Genomic DNA, 19440 nt, shown 5'->3' on the forward strand with positions numbered 1-19440 from the left:
AAGATAGATGAGCTTTTCAAAAGAAAGAAAAGATGGGACTTTTTTGAAGTTGTTTGAATTTGTATTTTATGTTATTTTTATTCTTTTGGGTTTTTATTTAGCATTTTTGATTAGATTTGAGATGAATCCATCATCAGTTAATATACAGCCTTTTTATCAGAATATGCCATATATAATAGTAACTTCTATTATTATATTTTATATATATGATATTGTTTTAACAGCTAAAAAATCATTGTATGAAAACGCATTAACAATAGCTATTTCTGTATTTTTAATAGATATAATGACAGTAGCAATAGTATTTTTCAATAGAGGATTTGCTTTTCCACGTAGTGTTTTTATTGTAGGATTTTTTATTCAATTTATATTAATATTTTTTCTAAAAATTACAGTTTTAAATATAATAAAACGAAACAGAAAATCACAAAACATTTTACTAGTTGTATCAAATAAAGAATCAAATCTTATAACTAAAGAGTTTTTATTGAATAAAACCGAAAATGATTGTATTAAATATATTTGCAACTTAATAAATCAAGAAACGTATAAATTGATTGATGAAGTAGATAAAGTTTATATTGATAGCAATATACCAAATAAAGATAAACTAGATTTAATCGAATATTGTTCTAAAAAAAATAAAATTTTATATTTAGTACCGGGGATGCTTGAAATTGCATTGATAAATTCAAAAATCACACAGAGTAATGATATGCTGTTATTAAAAGTTGAACGATTTGGTTTATCTTTTGAGCAAAAAGTATTAAAAAGAGTTTTGGATATAGTTATATCAATTATTGGATTGATTATTACATTACCTTTACTATTAATTGTTTCAATAATTATTAAATTATATGATAAAGGTCCTGTATTTTATAAACAAGAAAGAGTTACTGAAAATAATAAAATATTTAATTTATATAAGTTTAGGACTATGATAGTTGATGCAGAAAAATATACAGGTCCAGTATTGGCAACAGAAAGAGACCCTAGGATAACTCCAATAGGAAGATTTCTTAGGGCTACTCGAATAGATGAACTTCCACAGTTAATAAATGTGTTAAAAGGTGATATGAGTATAGTAGGACCAAGACCAGAAAGACCATATTTTGTAGAAAAGTTTAATAAGGAAATTGAAGAATTTAAATACAGGGTTTTTGTTAAAGCAGGTATAACTGGTTTAGCTCAAGTTCTAGGAAGATATTCTACTGATCCAGAAAATAAAGCCAAATTCGATTTATTATATATAAAAAATTATTCTTTGCTTTTAGATATAAAGATTATATTTAACACTTTTAAAGTTATCTTTATGAAAGATAGTTCAGCAGGTGTTAAAGAAGATGAGAAAGTAGGAGATATATTAGAGAAATTTAATTTGAGTGTTTATGAAGAAGTGGTGGCGACTAAGGAAGAATAAAATGTAAAAGAATATGTTAAAAACTTAAAATTATGCGAGTTTATTCAAGTACTGTAAATATAAAAAGGGTGATTCTAAAATATGGATAAGAAAGTAAGTGTAGTAATTCCTACATATAAGCGAAGTAAATTCCTTCAGAGAGCTATAAACTCTGTATTAAATCAGACATATTCTAATATAGAAATAATTGTAGTAGACGATAATGATCCTAATTCAAAGTATAGAGTAGAAACTGAAAAAAAAATGTTAAAATATATCGATTGTAATAATGTTATATACATAAAAAACAAGAAGAACCTAGGAGGGGCACTCGCAAGAAATGAAGGAATACTAAAAGCAAGTGGTGACTATATAACTTTCCTTGATGATGATGATGTTTATCTTCCAGATAAAGTAAGTAGTCAAATTAAGTACATGATAGAGAATGAATTAGATATGTCGTTTACTGATGTGAGAATTCATAATATGGATGATAAGTTAGTAGATTATAGAGAACATAATTATGTAAAAAACTTATCTAACGAAGAACTTTTAAAACAACATATAATGCATCATTTGACACCAACAGCTACATATATGTTTAAGAAAAAATCTATTCTTAATGTTGGTGGATTTGATGATGTTCAGATGGGACAAGAGTTTATGTTAATGTTAAAAGCTATTGAAAGTGGTTTGAAAATTGGATATCTTCCAGTTGCACATGTAATTCAATATATACATGATGGAGAGCGAATATCAGTAGGCCAAAATAAAATTAAAGCAGAGGTAGAATTATATAACTTTAAGAAAAAGTATTTTAACATACTAAATTTTAGGCAAAGACGATATGTTAAATTCAGGCATCATGCAGTCATGATGATTGTAGGTAAGAGAAGTAAACAACCAATCATTGCAATACAACATTTAATGAAAGCTTTTTTAACTTCACCGATAGATTGTATTTTAGAAACTATATACCATATTAAGAAGATTAATAAATATAAAACCTTAGCACATAGAATACATAGTTCGTAGATAAAAAGATAGGAATTGACAAGTTGCAAGTTGAGCTATACCCGGTTTGCTGGACACAGAGAAAAGTATGTATAATATAAACGAGAAAGGAAGTGTTCAGCAATGGGAAAAAGTAAAGGATTTACTCCTGAATATAAAAAAGAAATAATAAGATTAATTACAGAGCAAGGTAAAAAGGTGAAGCGGGTATAGGTGTAACTGAAACATCTGTTAGAAGATGGATCAAGCAGTATGGCGAACATGGTGACAATGCATTTCCAGGTAAAGGTCGATTAAGACCTGAAGAAGAAATCCGTAAATTAAAAAAAGAATTAATTAGCTGATATCAAAGAGGAAAATGCAATATTAAAAAAGGCTATGCGCATCTTCACAAAACCTGAGAAATAAAATATAAATTCATCAAGAATCACAGCTCCGAATTTCGCGTGGAGAAGATGTGCAAAATATTTAATGTCTTAAGGAGCGCATATTATAGGTGGCTTAAGAATCCAATAACTAAAAAGAAACAAGAAGATAATAAGATTCTTTCAGAGATAAAACGTGTACACAAGGAATCACGCGAGACCTATGGTATTCGCCGTGTAACTGCCCAGTTAAATAAAGAAGGAATATCCTGTGGGAGAAATAAAGTACAGCGCCTTATGAGAGAAAATAATATATACTGTAGAACAAAGAGAAAATTCAAGGCTACGACTAATTCAAATCACAGCTTTTCTGTAGCTCCAAACTTGTTAGATCAAAACTTCACAGCTGAGAGACCAGGTCAAATCTGGTGTGGAGATATAACATATGTCGCAACCGAAGAAGGCTGGCTTTATCTAGCTGCAATAGAAGATTTATATACGAGAAAAATAGTAGGATGGTCTATGAGTTCATCCATAACAAGACATTTAACCATTTCAGCTTTAGATCAAGCCTTAAAAAGGGAAACCCCAGACGATGGAGTAATATTCCATTCTGATAGGGGTGTCCAGTATGCAGCTTATGATTATCAAAATAGGCTAAAAGAATATAATATGATACAAAGCATGAGCCGAAAAGGTAATTGTTATGATAATGCTTTAATGGAATTATTTTTCTCAAGCCTAAAGAAAGATGTAATATTTAGTAAAAAATTCAAAACTCGTTCTCAGGCAAGACTTGAAATTGTAGATTACATTGAAATATTTTATAACTCTAAAAGACTACATTCTTCACTAGGTAACAAATCGTCAAGAGAGTTTAAAAATGACTATTACAAAGAGATAGCAGCATAAATTCTTATTATTTAATTGTGAATCCTTTTAGGATTAGAATTTGCCGTTCCTGCGTAACATCCCAATATATCTTGGTAATAAAACAATAGGTGGCGAGCGTAGCGAGGGCAAAGCCTTTACCATTTACTGTTTTGTTACCAAGATATATGATACTAGCAGCAGGATATGCAAATTAGATTATATAAAAAATAGGATTTAAAGATATTTAAAGTATTTCTAAGAATAAGCTAGAAAATATACGTTTCTTTGTGTCTAGCTAGGCAGGAACAGTCCACTAGGGGGTATTACAAATGAAAATTACAGTAGCAGGTACAGGATATGTAGGGCTAGTAACAGGGGTATGCCTTGCAGAAATAGGGCATAATGTTACATGTGTAGATGTAGATGAAAATAAAATTAATCTAATGAAATCAGGGAAATCTCCTATATATGAAGCAGGATTAGAAGAATTAATGCTTAAAAATAAGGATAGATTAACTTATACTACAGATTATAAAAGTGCTTATAAAGACGCTGATGTCATTTTCATAGGCGTGGGAACTCCTGAAAAGAAAGATGGCTCAGCAAATCTAAAATATGTTTATGAGGTAGTAAAACAAATAGCTGAAACAGTAGAGAAAGACTCTTTAGTTGTAATAAAATCTACTGTACCAATTGGAACTAATGATAAGATAGAAAGATTTTTAAAGGAAAACTTAAAAAATGATGTAGATGTAGAAGTAGCTTCTAATCCAGAATTTTTAGCTCAAGGTACAGCTGTAAAAGATACTTTACAAGCTTCGAGGATTGTATTAGGTGTAAAATCAAAAAGGGCAGAAAAAATATTAAGAAAAGTATATGATGGATTTAATCAACCTTATGTTGTTACTGATAGAAGAAGTGCTGAGATGATTAAATATGCATCTAATGATTTCTTAGCATTAAAAATATCATATATTAATGAAATTGCTAATTTATGTGAAATAGTTGGAGCTAATGTGGAAGATATAGCAAAGGGAATGGGATACGATCCTCGTATTGGAAATAAATTTTTAAGAGCAGGTATAGGATATGGTGGATCATGTTTTCCAAAGGATACAAAAGCATTACATTGGTTAGCTAATTTCCACGATTATGAGTTGAAAACTGTAAAGGCTGCAATTGAGGTCAATGAAAATCAAAAGATAAAACTTATAAAGAAAGCAAGGAGATATTATGAAAGTTTTAATGGTTTAAATGTTGCAATTCTTGGATTAACATTTAAACCAGGAACAGATGATTTACGTGAAGCACCATCCTTAGCAAACATTCCAATACTTCTTGAAGATGGAGCTAATATTAAAGCTTGGGACCCTGTAGGGGTTGAGAACTATAAAAAGATTTATCCTAATGAAATAACATATTGTGATAGTATCGAAGAGGCAATTAAAGATGCAGATATTTGTTTAATATTTACGGAATGGCCAGAAATAGTTAATTTTGATATATCTAAGTTTGAAAAACTTATGAAAAAGCCAATAGTACTTGATGGAAGAAATTGCTATGATTTAAAAGAGGTAAAAGATGCTGGAATAATATATGAATCAATAGGTAGAAGGACTATTAATGGATATTATAAAATAAGTTCTATAGAGGAAGTAGCTACAGCAAAAAATAAATAGCTTTCAAAGTAGAATATTAGATGTAATTTTACAATCAAAATATTATTAAATACTAGATTTAATAATACGGTTACAGTTAGTATAGTTGTAATAAGTATTACCACTTAAAGATGTTAAAGTAGCAATATTAGGTATAACTTTTAAAGAAAATTGTTCTGACGTTAGAAATATAAAAGTAATAGATATTATAAAAGAAAATTAGAAGAGTTTAGTATAGATGTTATAGTTCATAAGCCTGTAGAAGATAAAGAAGAAGTTTGGGAAGAATATAGAATTAACTTGGTAGACAAAGATGCTTTAAGAAATTTAAATTGTATAGTTTTGACAGCTGCTCATAATGAATTTAAAGAAAAATACAACTTGGATTTCTTTGATGGATTATTTGTAGATAATAAAAAAATTTTAATTGATGTTAAGAGCATAATGAATAGAAAAGAGTTTGAAGCTAGAGGATATTTGTATTGGGGTCTATAGAACTATAAGTTTTTAGATAAGTATAGTATTGTGTAGGGAATTTAAAATTGATATATTATTTCAATTTATATTTATATTGTAAAAGGTGATATAATGTCAAATTTATTTATGGTACTTTCTATATATAATTATTATTCAGATAATATTCATAGGAATGCTTTACAAACTATATAAAACCATAGCCCATCCAGCTGTTTTTTTCAGACTTATACAACAATACAAGTTGTTTTAGCATTATTAGTTTTTAAAAACTTCGATTTTTATTATAGTGGAGTTATTTGGATTTTATTAGCTCTATTTTTATTTTCATTAGGTAGTTTATTGGCTAGTGGATTAATATATAAAAAATTAACAAAATCAAATATTTGTTATAGCTATTCTATAAAGTTAGATTTAGCGAAAACAATACTTTTAACAAGTATATTACTAGGTAGCTTGTATTCAATTGAGTTACTTATTAAGAATGGGATTTCTTTAAGTCAGTTATTAGATTTTGAATAATTATTAGAAATAAATCACTCAATGGCAGTTCAAAGATATTCAGGTAGTGGACGGGAAGCAAGTAAAATTAATAGATAATAAATTAGATAATGTATATTTTTTTGATTCTATTAAAAAAGAAGAAATACATGGTACTTTACTATAAATGGATGCTTTATACATAGGAAGTAAAAAAGTAAGTTATATAAGTATGGAGTATCTGCTAATAAAATTTTTGATTATATGCTTACAGGAAAGCCTATTATAGATGCCTTTGATACTCAACATAGTCCATTGAGATATAGCAATGTTTCTTTAGTAGTGGAAGCAGAGAATATAGAATCTATAGCAAATGCAATTAAAAAGGCAAGTTTACTATCAAATGACGAATTAAATGAAATAAAAAATAAATCAATAAATTATGTTATATTAAATCACAATTATGAAAAATTAGCGAATGATTTTGCCAAAGAATTTAAAAAATGAATAATTATGACTTTAATACAATTGTGATATTTATTTTTTATAAATGCTAAGACGCAATAATTTTAAATCAATAAAATCTTATTTAAAGAAATGAGGTAGAGCATAGAAAAATAATTATAAAAAACATCAAAATATTAGAAAGATGGTGAAATTGTGAAAATTCCATTGATAGATTTAAAAAAACAATATGAAACTATAAAAAGTGATGCCGACAAAAATGTCTTAGAAATCCTTTCATCTGCAAATTACATAATGGGTGAAAATTTAAAACAATTCGAAAAAGAAATATGTGAGTATTTAGGAGCAAGAAATTCTATATCTGTTGGTAACGGAACTGATGCATTAGTTATAGCGTTAAAAGCCCTTGGGATAGGACAAGGTGACGAAGTAATAACTTCTCCATTTACATTCTTTGCTACTGCTGAAAGCATATCTGCAGTTGGCGCTAAGCCTGTATTTGTAGATGTAAGAGTAGATACTTTTAACATTGATCCAAATAAAATAGAAGAGAAAATTACTTCAAAAACTAAAGCTATTATGCCAGTGCATATTTTTGGGCAACCTGCTGATATGGATGAAATTATGGATATTGCTAAAAAATACGGTTTATATGTAATAGAAGATGCTTGTCAAGCAATAGGTGCCGAGTATAAAGGTAAAAAGGTAGGTACTATTGGAGACATAGCCTGTTTTTCATTTTTCCCAACTAAAAACCTTGGCTGTGCTGGAGACGGAGGAATGATAGTAACAAACAATGATGATTTAGCAACCATATGTAAAGCATTAAGAACTCATGGCAGTGGTGCTGATGGCAGAAAAGCCTATAATTTACTTAATAACATAGATGAAAATATGGAAGAAAATAATAGTATAGATAATATGGTATATAATCCTCTTAAATATTATAACTACTTAATAGGTTATAATTCTAGATTAGATGAAATTCAAGCAGCTATATTAAGAGTAAAATTAAAAGAATTAGATAGATGGAATGATTTGAGAAGAGAACATGCAAAGTTTTATAATGAAAACTTAAAAGACACAGAATTTATTACATCTTTTGAAGAAAAACATGTGAAACACGTATATCATATGTATATTCTTCAATCAGAAAGAAGAGCTGATGTAGTAAGCTACTTGAAAGATAAAGGGATAGCTACAGGAATTTATTATCCAGTTCCTTTACATCTTCAAAAAGTATATAAGGGATTAGGATATAAACTAAGGGATATGCCAAATGCAGAATATTTATCAGAAAGAACATTTGCTATTCCAGTTTATCCTGAATTAAGTAAAGAGCAGAGAAAATATATAGTTGATGTATTAAAATCTTTTAAATAAAGAATAGGATGGGATTGATATGAATAAAAAAGATTATTTTGTTCATGAATCAAGTTATATAGATGAACCTTGTTATATAGGAAAAGGAACAAAAATATGGCACTTTTCTCATATTATGAAGAATTGTTATATTGGTGAAAACTGTAACATAGGTCAAAATGTAGTAATATCACCTAATGTTAAAATAGGCAACAATGTTAAAATACAAAACAATGTTTCAGTCTATACAGGTGTGATATGTGAAGACGATGTATTTTTAGGACCTTCATGTGTTTTTACAAATGTAATTAATCCAAGAAGCTTTATAGTAAGAAAAGATGAGTTTAAAAAAACTGTAGTAAAAAAGGGAGCATCTATAGGTGCTAATGCTACTATTGTTTGTGGTAATGAGATAGGAAGGTATGCCTTTGTTGGAGCTGGAGCTGTAATAACAAAAAATGTTCCTGACTATGCTTTAGTTGTAGGGAATCCAGCAAAAATAATAGGTTATGTTTGCGAATGTGGAAATAGGTTGAAAAAAGTAGAAAATAAATATATATGTAATTCATGTAATAAAGAATATGAAATGAAGAATAATGGTTTAAGTCCCAAGGAGGAATAGAGATTATGAATAATAAAAATACAATCAAAGAAAATCTTTTAAAGAAAATTAACGATAAATCTGCAGTAGTAGCTGTTATAGGTCTTGGTTATGTAGGTCTTCCTCTTGCAGTAGAAAAAGCTAAAGCAGGGTACAAAACAATAGGTTTTGATATACAGAAATTAAAAGTTGATATGGTAAATCAAGGACAAAATTACATAGGTGATGTAGTAGATTCTGAACTAAAAGATTTAGTAAGTAAAGGTTTATTAGCTGCTACTACTGATTTTTCTATTGTAAAAGATGCAGATTTCATAGCAATATGCGTACCTACCCCATTAGATGAGTACCAACAACCAGATATAAGTTACGTTAAAAATTCTGCTATAGAAATATCAAAGTATCTTAAAAAAGGTTCTATTGTGGTATTAGAAAGTACTACATATCCGGGAACTACAGAAGAATTACTTTTACCAATATTAGAAGAAGGTTCAGGACTAAAATGTGGACAAGATTTCTTTTTAGCTTTTTCTCCTGAAAGGGTAGATCCAGGTAATCTAATCTATAAAACAAAAAATACTCCTAAAGTAGTAGGTGGAGTAGGGAAAGATTCTACAGAAATTGCAGCTACTATGTATAGAAATGTTCTTGAAGGAGAAGTATTTGAAGTATCTTCACCAAAAGTAGCTGAAATGGAAAAAATACTTGAAAATACATATAGAAATATAAATATAGGGCTTATTAATGAGATGGCTATAATTTGTCATAAGATGGGAATTAATGTATGGGAAGTTATAGAAGCAGCGAAAACGAAACCTTATGGATTCCAGGCTTTTTATCCAGGACCTGGACTTGGTGGGCACTGTATACCATTAGATCCATATTATTTGACATGGAAAGCTAGAGAGTATGATTATCATACAAGGCTAATAGAAATTTCAGGTGAGATAAACAACTATATGCCAGAGTATGTAGTAGAAAGAAGTAGCAAGATACTTAATAGATTCAAAAAACCACTTAATGGTTCTAAAATACTAATATTAGGTGTAGCATATAAGCAAGACATAGATGATTATAGAGAAAGTCCAGCATTAAAAGTCATCGAAAAGTTTGAGAGAGAAGGTTGTATTGTAGACTTCTATGATCCGTATATTAATGAGTATAAATTTAAAGGTAAAATAAAACATGGAATAGAAGAACTTACAAAAAATACATTACAGAATGTTGATTTAGTTGTAATTACTACTGCCCATACTAAAGTTGATTACGATTTTGTACAAGCTAATTCTAAGTTTATATTTGATACTAAAAATGCCATGAAAAATGTAAAAAATAGGGAAAATATAGAATTACTGTAATGGGGTGGAGTAAATGTCAAAACTAAAATTTGCAATTATTGGATGTGGAAGAATATCTTACAAACATGTAGAAGCTTTGATAAATAATAAAGACGAAGCTGATCTTGTGGCATTATGTGATTTAGTTGAAGAAAAGGCTATTGAAAGAAAAAAACAATATGAAAATGCAGTAAAGGACTCAAATGTAAAGGTTTATACAGATTATGTAAAAATGCTAGAAAAGGAAAATATAGATGTAGTTGCTATAGCAACAGAAAGTGGTTATCATGCAAAACATGCTATAGATTGTTTAAATGCAGAAAAACATGTTTTAGTAGAAAAACCTATGGCTTTATCTTCTGATGACGCAAATGAAATGATAAAATTAGCAAAAGAGAAAAATTTAAAGCTTGGAGTATGCCACCAAAATAGATTCAATCCACCAATACAAAAATTAAGAAGAGCAATAGAAGAAGGAAGATTTGGCAAAATAGTAAATGGAACAGCTAGAATACTTTGGAATAGAAATGATGATTATTATAAGCAAGCACCTTGGAGAGGGACAAAGGCACTAGACGGTGGAACATTGATGAACCAATGTATACACAATATTGACCTTCTTCAATGGATGATGGGTTCAGAAGTAGAAAGAGTGTATGCAGAAAGAGGAACATTTTTAAGAAATATAGAAATGGAAGACTTTGGTGCAATACTTATACGATTTAAAAATGGCTCTATTGGTATAGTGGAAGGAAGTGCTTGTGTATATCCAAAGAATTTAGAAGAAACTTTAAGTATATTTGGAGAAAAAGGAACTGTAGTTATAGGTGGTTTGGCTGTTAACGAAATAAAAACTTGGATATTTGAAGATGAAAGAGATTATGATAAAGAAGAGTATAGTACAGATATAGATAGTGTTTATGGTAAGGGACATACTCCACTTTATAAAGATTTTATAGATGCCATAAATAATAATAGGGAACCATTAATAAATGGAGAAGAAGGCAAGAAGGCTATGGAGATTGTATTAAAGGCGTATGAGTTTAAAAATATGTAATTCTATAAGAAAGTAGTGAAATAGAGATGAAGAAAGTTAAAATGATTCTTACTAATAGCTTTCATCCAGATGTAAGGGTTTATAAAGAAGCAAAGTATTTAGTTACTAAAGGGTTTGATGTTGAAATATTATGTTGGGATAGAGAAAATGAATATATAAATAGAGAAGTAGAAGAGATTGAAGGCATAAAAATAAAAAGATTTTTTCAATATGCAAAATATGGAACGGGATATAAACAAATCATACCATATATTAAATTTATTAAAAAATGTAAGAAATATTTAAAGAATAAAGAGTATCAATATTTACATTGCCATGACTTAGATGGGGTAATAGCTGGTTTTTTTTGCAAATCAAGGAATTGTAAATTAATTTTTGATATGCATGAATTTTATGAAGGACAAGATAGAAATCAAATATTAAAATTTATTATAAGGCAACTTGTAAATTTAATGCAAGATAAATCAGATACTATAATTTATGTTAATGAAATTCAAAAAACTACAATGAAACAAAAAAATTATGATAAATTAATTTATTTGCCGAATTATCCAGAGTCTAAGAGTTATATTGGGTGTACAAAAATACAATCAGAAAAATTGAGAGTATCTTATATAGGTGCAGTTAGGCAATATAATGAGTTAAAAAATTTAATGGATGCATGCAAGAATATAGAGGGGGTAGAAGTATTTATACATGGAGCTGGAACTTCGTATAGCAAACTAAAAGAAATAGAAAGTAATTATAATAATGTAAATATTACTGGATTATATCATTACTCTCAAAGTGCATATTTATATAGTCAAGCGGATATATTATATGTTGTATATAATATGAAAATAAATAATTGGAAAATATCATATCCAGTAAAGTTCTTTGAGGCAATAATTACTAAGACACCTATTATTGTTAGTAAAGGCTCAATGCTTGAAGAATTTTTAAAAGATAATGATATAGGTTTTGTAGTCGATGGAAACAATGTTGAGGAAATAAGAGAATTAATTGAGTATATAAATAGTAATAGATATATACTTGATGAGAAAATGAAGAATATAGAAAAAATACAATTTAATTTTACTTGGGAAGAAATAGTTAAAAATTTATATCAAATATATAAATAAAAATCTATTTTTAGCTTGATTTTTATATTTAGTAAAAAGATTCATTAATATAATAATAGTTATAGTGTGAAGTTGTATGCTTTATATAACATTATTTAGGAATATAAAAAGGGATTTATGAATTATATTGGAGTTCATTTATTTTTTTAAAAATTTAAATATGGTATTAAAATATTATATGAGGGAGTCAATATGAATATTAATAAAATAAAATGCAACACTTTGATAATATTTACTTTTTTGTTTATATATAAATTATTGTTAGATTATGTTTATATTGAATATGTTAATAAGTATTATTCTTATATGGGTTTTATTTTAGATTTTAATATATATAAATACATTATAAGTATATTATGGTTTGTCATACTATTTACAGTTTTACCAAAAAACGATACTAAACCTTCATCAATTTTTCTACAATTACATTTTATTATTATGATTATGCCAATGTTTACGACTTATGCTTTTGCAAATGAGTCTAATATATTTTTAGCACTATGTTGTAGCTTTTTCATATTAGAGTGTATAATTTTAAAAATCGTTCCTAGTATTAAACTAAAAAAAATAAAAAATTCGCATAGCATATTATATTTTATTATTATTATAAATACTATTTTTGTTTATGGGACAATGATTAAAGCTAATGGCGTACCAACATTAAAAGCTTTAAATTTTAATAAAGTTTATGAAATAAGAGCGATTGTAAAATATCCTTTTTTGATGTCATATTTAGTTCCATGGCAAGGGAAAATAATAAATCCTTTTTTAATAACTACTTCTTATATAAAAAAAAATAAAAATTTGTTAGCTTTTTCGTTATTTTTACAATTAATTCTTTATTTAATAACTGCTCATAAATCATTTATTTTTATTCCATTAGCTATAATAATAGTAATTAAAATGTTGGAAAGAGATAATTTTATTAGAAAAATATCTTTATTTACTCCACTTGGAATATTATTTGTATTTGGTATGCATAAGTTATTTAATTTAATAATAATTCCATCATTGATAATTAGAAGGACTTTATTTCTACCTTCCCAATTAAAGTTTTTCTACTATGATTTTTTTTCAAAAAATGAATTATTATATTTTTCTGAGGGAGTCATAGGCAAATTTATTGGTATAAATTCACCATATTCAATTAAGGCGGTTAATTTAATAGGGGATGTATATTTCAATAATATAGAAACTAATGCCAATACAGGTTATTTAGCAGATGCTTATGCTAATATGGGTATATTTGGTATGTTTATTTTTTCTATTTTATTTTCAATAATATTAATATTAATAAATTCTCTTAGCAAAAACATTAAAAAAGAAATAGTAATTGGATTATCTTTAGCTTCAATATTAGCATTAAATGATGGTGCACTATTAACTACATTATTAACAGGTGGTTTATTATTACTACTATTGTTACTATACCTATATTCAAACTATGATTATGATGAATTAAATAATAGAGTATAGGTTGAAGTAGAGATGAATAATAAAAATTGATTGTCAACGAGGGAAATTAGATGAAAAAAACAGCAATATTTTTAATGATATTAACCATATTTTCAAAAATATTTGGATTTACTAGAGATGTTACTCTTTCATATTTTTATGGAGCATCAAATATTAGTGATGCCTATTTAATATCTATAACCATACCTATGGTTATATTTTCCTTTATAGGAACAGGTATAATTACAGGTTATATACCTATGTACAGTAAAATAGAAAATAGTAATGGAGTAGAAGAAGCCAACAAATATACTAACAATCTTGTAAATATATTGATAGTTATATGTACTGTGATAATTATTTTAGGACTTTTATTTACAAACCAAATAGTAAAGGTTTTTGCATCAGGTTTTGAAGGAGAAACTTTAATCTTAGCAGTACAATTTACAAGGATAAGCTTACTAGGTATATACTTTACAGGTCTTATATATATTTTCAATGGTTTTCTTCAACTTAAAGGAAATTACACTATACCAGCGTTAGCAGGATTTCCACTAAATTTCATTATCATTGCATCAATATTTTTAAGTTCTAAAACAAATATATTGGTATTATCAATAGGTAGCGTAATAGCTATTGCATCTCAATTAGTTTTAGTATTACCATTTGCATATAAAAAAGGATATAAATATAAGTTTATATTTAATATAAAAGATAAATATATAAAGACAATGGCTTATATGGCTTTACCAATAATAATAGGGGTATCAGTTAATCAAATAAATACTTTGATAGATAGAACAATTGCTTCTCAGATAGCTACAGGAGGAATATCAGCTCTTAACTACGCTAATAGACTTAATGGATTTGTTCAAGGTATATTTGTACTATCTATATCTACTGTAATGTACCCTATGATTTCAAAAATGGCAGCAGAAAACAATATGATCGGACTTAAAAAAACTTTATCAGAAGCTATAAGTTCTATCAACATATCAATCCTACCAGCTACAGTAGGAGCGATGATATTTGCAGAACCTGTAGTAAGGTTATTGTTTGGAAGAGGTGCATTTGATTCTCAAGCTATATCCATGACTTCTTATGCTTTGTTCTTTTATTCCATAGGTATGATTGGTTTTGGTTTAAGGGAAGTTTTATCAAGGGCTTTTTATGCTATGCAAGATACCAAAACACCAATGATTAATGCAGCTATTGCTATGGTTATGAATATCATTTTAAATATAATTTTATCCAAGTTTTTAGGTATAGGTGGACTTGCATTAGCTACAAGTATATCAGCTATATTTTGTACGATGTTATTATTTATCAGTTTAAGAAAGAAAATAGGTCCATTCGGTATGAAAAATATTACCATTTCATTTATAAAAATCCTATGTGCTTCATTGGTGATGGGTTTACTTGCAAAACTTTCTTATAATAATTTACTTGACAGTTTAAATGCAAACTTAGCTTTAATAATTTCGATAACTATCGGAGCAATAATTTATTTTGTAATTATTTATTTTATGAAAATAGAAGAAGTTGATGTTGTTATAAATGCAGTGAAAAAGAAATTGAAAAGAAGTGTAGTAAATGAGTAATTTTAAAAACAAACTAATTATCATACTATCATGGACAGTCGTATTATTCTGGCTTGTCCTTTATTTATAGATATTATAGTCATAAATTTATCATTTTTATCAGTTTTTGCAATCAGATTTGATGGGGATTTTATTAATAATTTTCAAACTGCTAACTTTTTTAAAATCTACTTGTAAAATGCGTTTATACTAACAATGATTCAAAGGTATTATTTTTATTTATAATGCAGTAAAATTGAAAGGAGAAAAGTATGTTATTTAATTCACTAAAATTTTTAATTTTTTTTCCTTCTGTAGTTGTTATATATTTTATAGTTCCATATAGATTTAGATGGCTTTTACTTTTAGGAGCAAGTTATTATTTTTATATGAGTTGGAAACCAGAGTATATAGTTTTAATTATTATTTCAACATTAATTGATTATTTTTTAAGCTTAAAAATGGGGAAGATAACTGAAAAAAGGAAACGAAAAAAGTATTTAATTTTGAGTATAATATCTAATCTTGGTATACTTTTTGTATTTAAATACTTTAATTTTTTTAATAATTCTTTAAGGATGGTATTTCAACAATTTAATTTGTATTATGGAATACCAAACTTCAAATTACTTCTTCCGGTAGGTATATCCTTTTATACTTTCCAAACATTAAGTTATACGATTGATGTTTACAAAGGTAATAGAGAACCGGAAAAGCATTTTGGAATTTTTGCTTTATATGTTTCTTTTTTTCCACAGCTGGTTGCCGGACCAATAGAAAGATCGGAAAGGTTATTACCTCAATTTTATGAGAATCATAAATTTAATTATGAACGAGTAATGAATGGATTAACAATGATGGGGTGGGGATTTTTAAAAAAAATTGTGATTGCTGACCGTTTGGCTATAATAGTTAATAAGATTTATAACAATCCTACAGAGTATAATGGGTTTTCACTGATTGTAGCAACAGTATTTTTTGCTTTTCAGATTTTTTGTGATTTTTCAGGGTATTCAGACATTGCTATTGGATCTGCTAAAGTTATGGGAATTGAGTTGATAGAAAATTTTAAAAGACCTTATTTTTCTAAATCAATTTCTGAGTTTTGGAGAAGATGGCATATTTCATTATCTACTTGGTTTAGAGATTATCTTTATATTCCTCTTGGTGGAAATCGTGTGAGTGTGCCTAGATATTATTTTAATATATTTTTTACTTTTCTAGTTAGTGGATTATGGCATGGGGCGAATTGGACTTTTATTGTATGGGGAGCTTTACATGGATTTTATTTAATTATGGGAAAAATGACATTTAAGATTAGAAGAAGAATTGTCAAAATATTAAAACTAGAAAAAGTTCCATTTATTCATAAAAGTATTCAAATAATTATTACATTTGGTTTAGTTTGTTTTGCATGGATATTTTTTAGAGCAAACTCAATTGAAGAAGCCTTTTATATAGTACAAAATATATTTGTAGATGTATTTTTCTTAAATTTGAATGAAACGAAGCAAAATTTAATTCATATAGGAGTAGATAAATTTGATTTTCTTCTTTCAATTTTGTTGATATTAATATTAGAAGGTATACATGTAATTACAAGAAAGCAAAGTACAGTAGTAAGTAATTTAGAAAAAAGGCCTATTTGGATAAGATGGTTAATATATTATGCTATTATATTTGCAATTATAGTTCTAGGGGTGTATGAGGTTGAAGAAAAAAGTCAATTTATTTATTTTCAGTTTTAAATCAAACAAATTGTTTAATATATTAATATTTATTAGTATTTTTTTCTTGATAGAGAATTTTTTAGGAGAATGTTTAGAACCACTTTATAGATTTAAGTTTTATCCTGAAATAAGATGGAATGATTTTTATACATCTGAAAAAGAAATAGATTTACTTTTTTTAGGTTCATCACACGCATATAGAAGTTTTGATTCAGAAATTTTTGATAAAAAGTTAAAAGTAAATTCTTTTAACATTGGAAGTTCATCTCAAAATCCTATAGACAGTTATTATGTATTAAATGAAGTCTTAAGGTATAAAAAACCTAGGATGGTAGTATATGAAATTTATTGGAAAGTATTTGAAGGAGATGATTTTAATTTTATATCAGCTACAAATAATTATGATTTCATGAAATTTTCTTTAAATAAGCTAAGATATTTGATGAATGCTTTTAAAATGAATCAATATTTGAAAGCAAATTTATTATCAATAAGGTATCACAAAAATTGGAAAAAACCAGAGGTTATAAAAGAGAATATCAAGAATAAATATATTCATAAAAAATTACCAGATGTACATCAGAAAGAGAATGAAGAATTTTATAAAGATAAGGGCTTTGTTGCTAGTGAAAAGGTTGTTTCTATAGAAAAACTTAATCAAAAAAATCAGTTTAATAATTATAATGGGTATTCAATTAATGAAAAACGCTTTCATTATTTTGAAAAAGTTATTACATTATGCAAGAAAAATGATATAGAACTTATATTGGTAACAACACCACTTCCGTTTAATTCGATAAAAAAAATATATGATTATGAAGAAATCCATAAGATTTTTGCTCAAAAAGCAAAAGAGGAAGGAATAGATTATTTGGATTATAATTTAATAGATAGAGACCAGCTTAATTTTAAAGATCAATTTTTTAAAGACGATAATCATCTAAACTTTGAAGGTGCTAAATTAATTAGCAATCACTTATCAAAATATATTTTAGCGAAATTTCGCAATCAGAAATATGATTATAATAATGAATTTTATTTTTCGATGAAGGAGTTTTATTTGTATTTAGTTAATAAGATTATTGCTACAAGTTCTTTTAGAGATGTATATTTGATAGATATCCCAAAAGAAATAGAAGAAAATATAAAGCCAATTAATAACAAAGTATTCAAAAAGAGTTATAGTTCATATTTAAGCGAAGATAAATTAATAAATGATATTAAAAAACTAGATGAAGAATTTGACAATAAAGATGTTGTATTAATTAAAATGACTAATAGAAATAGTCAGTTGTTAAAAGATGTTCTTATGAAATTATATAAGTTCTATTATAAATATATGGATTATTATATATTTTTTAATGATTATGATATAAGATTAGACAAATATAACAATATACTTCCTAAATATGAAAGTCACTTTGAAAATTGGGAAGATATAGGCACTTTAAAATCTACGGAATTAAATAGGGTTATTCCACCACTTAAACTACAAGGAATAAGAGGGGGGTTCTATTTTAGTAGAGTTCCATATGAGCAAGGAAATATAATTCAAATAGTTCCTGAACACAATTCAGAAAAGAATGTTGTTCAGTTTGGGTATAGTCTTGATTCAAATGGGGTTAATGTTGAAGTCAATTCTGGACAAACTGTTACTTTTATTATTTCTGCAAGGTGTAGTAATATAGATACTGCAAATATTTTTATACAAGATTATAATGGGAAATGGGAAAGGATATTTGTCAGTATAAATGAATTTGGGTGGAAAGATTATATTGTGCAGAAAAAAATTAGACCAGGTATAGAAAAAGTGTATTTAGGTATAGTTTGGAAGCCAAAAACTCAAGGAGAATGGCTTGAAATGAAATATCCTAGAATATATGTTGAAGAATCATCTAATTAAATCTCTAAATACAAGTGTAAAAATTCTACAATAAACAGATAGGATGTAAATGTCAATATAACTTTGTACGAAAAGTGGAAAATAATTTTGTACAAAAAAGCGAATCAATAGTTTTCAGAAGAACTGTCAAAATATTCAATTTTTGACTGAAGTCTGTATGAAGGTCCTTTAATTGAAATAACATGAGAATGATGTAATAATCTATCTAATATAGCATGAGCTAAAGTAGCTGAACCAAATATTTCACCCCAGTTAGAAAAAGCAGCATTAGTAGTTATTATAGTTGAATGACGCTCATATCTTTTAGATATTAGTTGAAAGAATAAGTTAGCTGCATCTGTATCTATCGGTAAGTACCCTATTTCATCTATTATTAATACTTTATACTTTGAATAATGTTTTAATCTAGCTTCTAATCGGTTTTCTGCTAAAGCTTTTTTTAATTGTGAAATTAATTCCTGAAAATGAATGAAGTATGTAGAGTATCTGTGCTTTGCACACTCTATTCCTAAGGAAGTAGCAAGATGAGTCTTGCCCACTCCAGGAGTTCCAACAAAAAGTATATT

14 protein-coding genes and 2 pseudogenes are annotated in these 19440 nt (G+C 27.1%); 15 read left to right on the top strand and 1 reads right to left on the bottom strand.

Translation table 11 applies throughout. The features are described from left to right. The first annotated feature begins 7 nt into the window (after nucleotides 1–7). From BUA90_RS06515 to BUA90_RS06590, 15 genes and pseudogenes are all read left to right on the top strand, one after another. Nucleotides 8–1420, top strand: coding sequence for a sugar transferase (locus BUA90_RS06515; RefSeq protein ID WP_072966818.1), 1413 nt, complete (start codon nucleotides 8–10; stop codon nucleotides 1418–1420). An 81-nt stretch (nucleotides 1421–1501) separates the two neighbouring features. Continuing rightward, entirely contained in the window at nucleotides 1502–2434 is a 933-nt protein-coding gene (locus BUA90_RS06520; RefSeq protein ID WP_072966819.1) for a glycosyltransferase family 2 protein, read from the top strand. Between the two features lie 102 nt (nucleotides 2435–2536). After that, nucleotides 2537–3690, top strand: a pseudogene (locus BUA90_RS06525) (IS3 family transposase). Between the two features lie 290 nt (nucleotides 3691–3980). After that, nucleotides 3981–5330 carry a UDP-glucose dehydrogenase family protein gene (locus BUA90_RS06530; RefSeq protein ID WP_072966823.1) on the top strand — a complete coding sequence of 450 codons (1350 nt, stop codon included), beginning with the start codon at nucleotides 3981–3983 and terminating at the stop codon, nucleotides 5328–5330. A 204-nt stretch (nucleotides 5331–5534) separates the two neighbouring features. Continuing rightward, nucleotides 5535–5804: pseudogene (locus BUA90_RS06535) on the top strand (Rossmann-fold NAD(P)-binding domain-containing protein); the annotation flags it as partial. Between the two features lie 723 nt (nucleotides 5805–6527). Beyond that, a complete protein-coding gene (locus BUA90_RS06545; protein ID WP_072966829.1) occupies nucleotides 6528–6770 on the top strand; it encodes a hypothetical protein in 243 nt (80 codons plus the stop codon). A gap of 153 nt (nucleotides 6771–6923) precedes the next feature. Further along, complete coding sequence (locus BUA90_RS06550) at nucleotides 6924–8111, top strand: DegT/DnrJ/EryC1/StrS family aminotransferase (RefSeq protein WP_072966831.1); 1188 nt, start codon at nucleotides 6924–6926, stop codon at nucleotides 8109–8111. Between the two features lie 19 nt (nucleotides 8112–8130). Further along, on the top strand, nucleotides 8131–8712 hold the full coding sequence (locus tag BUA90_RS06555) for an acyltransferase (protein ID WP_072966833.1): 582 nt from the start codon (nucleotides 8131–8133) through the stop codon (nucleotides 8710–8712). Between the two features lie 5 nt (nucleotides 8713–8717). Then, on the top strand, nucleotides 8718–10049 hold the full coding sequence (locus BUA90_RS06560; RefSeq protein ID WP_330390688.1) for a nucleotide sugar dehydrogenase: 1332 nt from the start codon (nucleotides 8718–8720) through the stop codon (nucleotides 10047–10049). Between the two features lie 13 nt (nucleotides 10050–10062). Then, nucleotides 10063–11085, top strand: a complete 1023-nt coding sequence (locus tag BUA90_RS06565) for a Gfo/Idh/MocA family protein (protein WP_072966835.1) — start codon at nucleotides 10063–10065, stop codon at nucleotides 11083–11085. A 26-nt stretch (nucleotides 11086–11111) separates the two neighbouring features. Next, entirely contained in the window at nucleotides 11112–12206 is a 1095-nt protein-coding gene (locus BUA90_RS06570; RefSeq protein ID WP_072966836.1) for a glycosyltransferase, read from the top strand. A 192-nt stretch (nucleotides 12207–12398) separates the two neighbouring features. Next, nucleotides 12399–13682, top strand: coding sequence for a hypothetical protein (locus BUA90_RS06575; RefSeq protein WP_072966839.1), 1284 nt, complete (start codon nucleotides 12399–12401; stop codon nucleotides 13680–13682). A 50-nt stretch (nucleotides 13683–13732) separates the two neighbouring features. After that, a complete protein-coding gene (gene murJ, locus BUA90_RS06580) occupies nucleotides 13733–15262 on the top strand; it encodes a murein biosynthesis integral membrane protein MurJ (protein WP_072966841.1) in 1530 nt (509 codons plus the stop codon). Between the two features lie 251 nt (nucleotides 15263–15513). Beyond that, nucleotides 15514–16989, top strand: coding sequence for an MBOAT family O-acyltransferase (locus BUA90_RS06585; protein WP_072966843.1), 1476 nt, complete (start codon nucleotides 15514–15516; stop codon nucleotides 16987–16989). Beyond that, nucleotides 16952–18874 carry a hypothetical protein gene (locus BUA90_RS06590; RefSeq protein WP_072966845.1) on the top strand — a complete coding sequence of 641 codons (1923 nt, stop codon included), beginning with the start codon at nucleotides 16952–16954 and terminating at the stop codon, nucleotides 18872–18874. The genes BUA90_RS06585 and BUA90_RS06590 overlap by 38 nt, the downstream gene beginning before the upstream one ends. 104 nt (nucleotides 18875–18978) lie before the next feature. Here the strand turns inward: BUA90_RS06590 and istB are convergent. Further along, a partial coding sequence (gene istB / locus BUA90_RS06595; RefSeq protein ID WP_094756773.1) for an IS21-like element helper ATPase IstB occupies nucleotides 18979–19440 on the bottom strand: 462 nt, incomplete at its 5' end.

The sequence above is a fragment of the Caminicella sporogenes DSM 14501 genome, from assembly GCF_900142285.1.
Classification (GTDB): Bacteria; Bacillota; Clostridia; order Peptostreptococcales; family Caminicellaceae; genus Caminicella; species Caminicella sporogenes.

Coding starts and splice junctions, on each gene's coding strand:
- BUA90_RS06515 (WP_072966818.1), top strand. CDS start 8: ATGAGCTTTTCAAAAGAAAGAAAAGATGGGACTTTTTTGAAGTTGTTT.
- BUA90_RS06520 (WP_072966819.1), top strand. CDS start 1,502: ATGGATAAGAAAGTAAGTGTAGTAATTCCTACATATAAGCGAAGTAAA.
- BUA90_RS06530 (WP_072966823.1), top strand. CDS start 3,981: ATGAAAATTACAGTAGCAGGTACAGGATATGTAGGGCTAGTAACAGGG.
- BUA90_RS06545 (WP_072966829.1), top strand. CDS start 6,528: ATGCTTACAGGAAAGCCTATTATAGATGCCTTTGATACTCAACATAGT.
- BUA90_RS06555 (WP_072966833.1), top strand. CDS start 8,131: ATGAATAAAAAAGATTATTTTGTTCATGAATCAAGTTATATAGATGAA.
- BUA90_RS06560 (WP_330390688.1), top strand. CDS start 8,718: ATGAATAATAAAAATACAATCAAAGAAAATCTTTTAAAGAAAATTAAC.
- BUA90_RS06565 (WP_072966835.1), top strand. CDS start 10,063: ATGTCAAAACTAAAATTTGCAATTATTGGATGTGGAAGAATATCTTAC.
- BUA90_RS06570 (WP_072966836.1), top strand. CDS start 11,112: ATGAAGAAAGTTAAAATGATTCTTACTAATAGCTTTCATCCAGATGTA.
- BUA90_RS06575 (WP_072966839.1), top strand. CDS start 12,399: ATGAATATTAATAAAATAAAATGCAACACTTTGATAATATTTACTTTT.
- murJ (WP_072966841.1), top strand. CDS start 13,733: ATGAAAAAAACAGCAATATTTTTAATGATATTAACCATATTTTCAAAA.
- BUA90_RS06585 (WP_072966843.1), top strand. CDS start 15,514: ATGTTATTTAATTCACTAAAATTTTTAATTTTTTTTCCTTCTGTAGTT.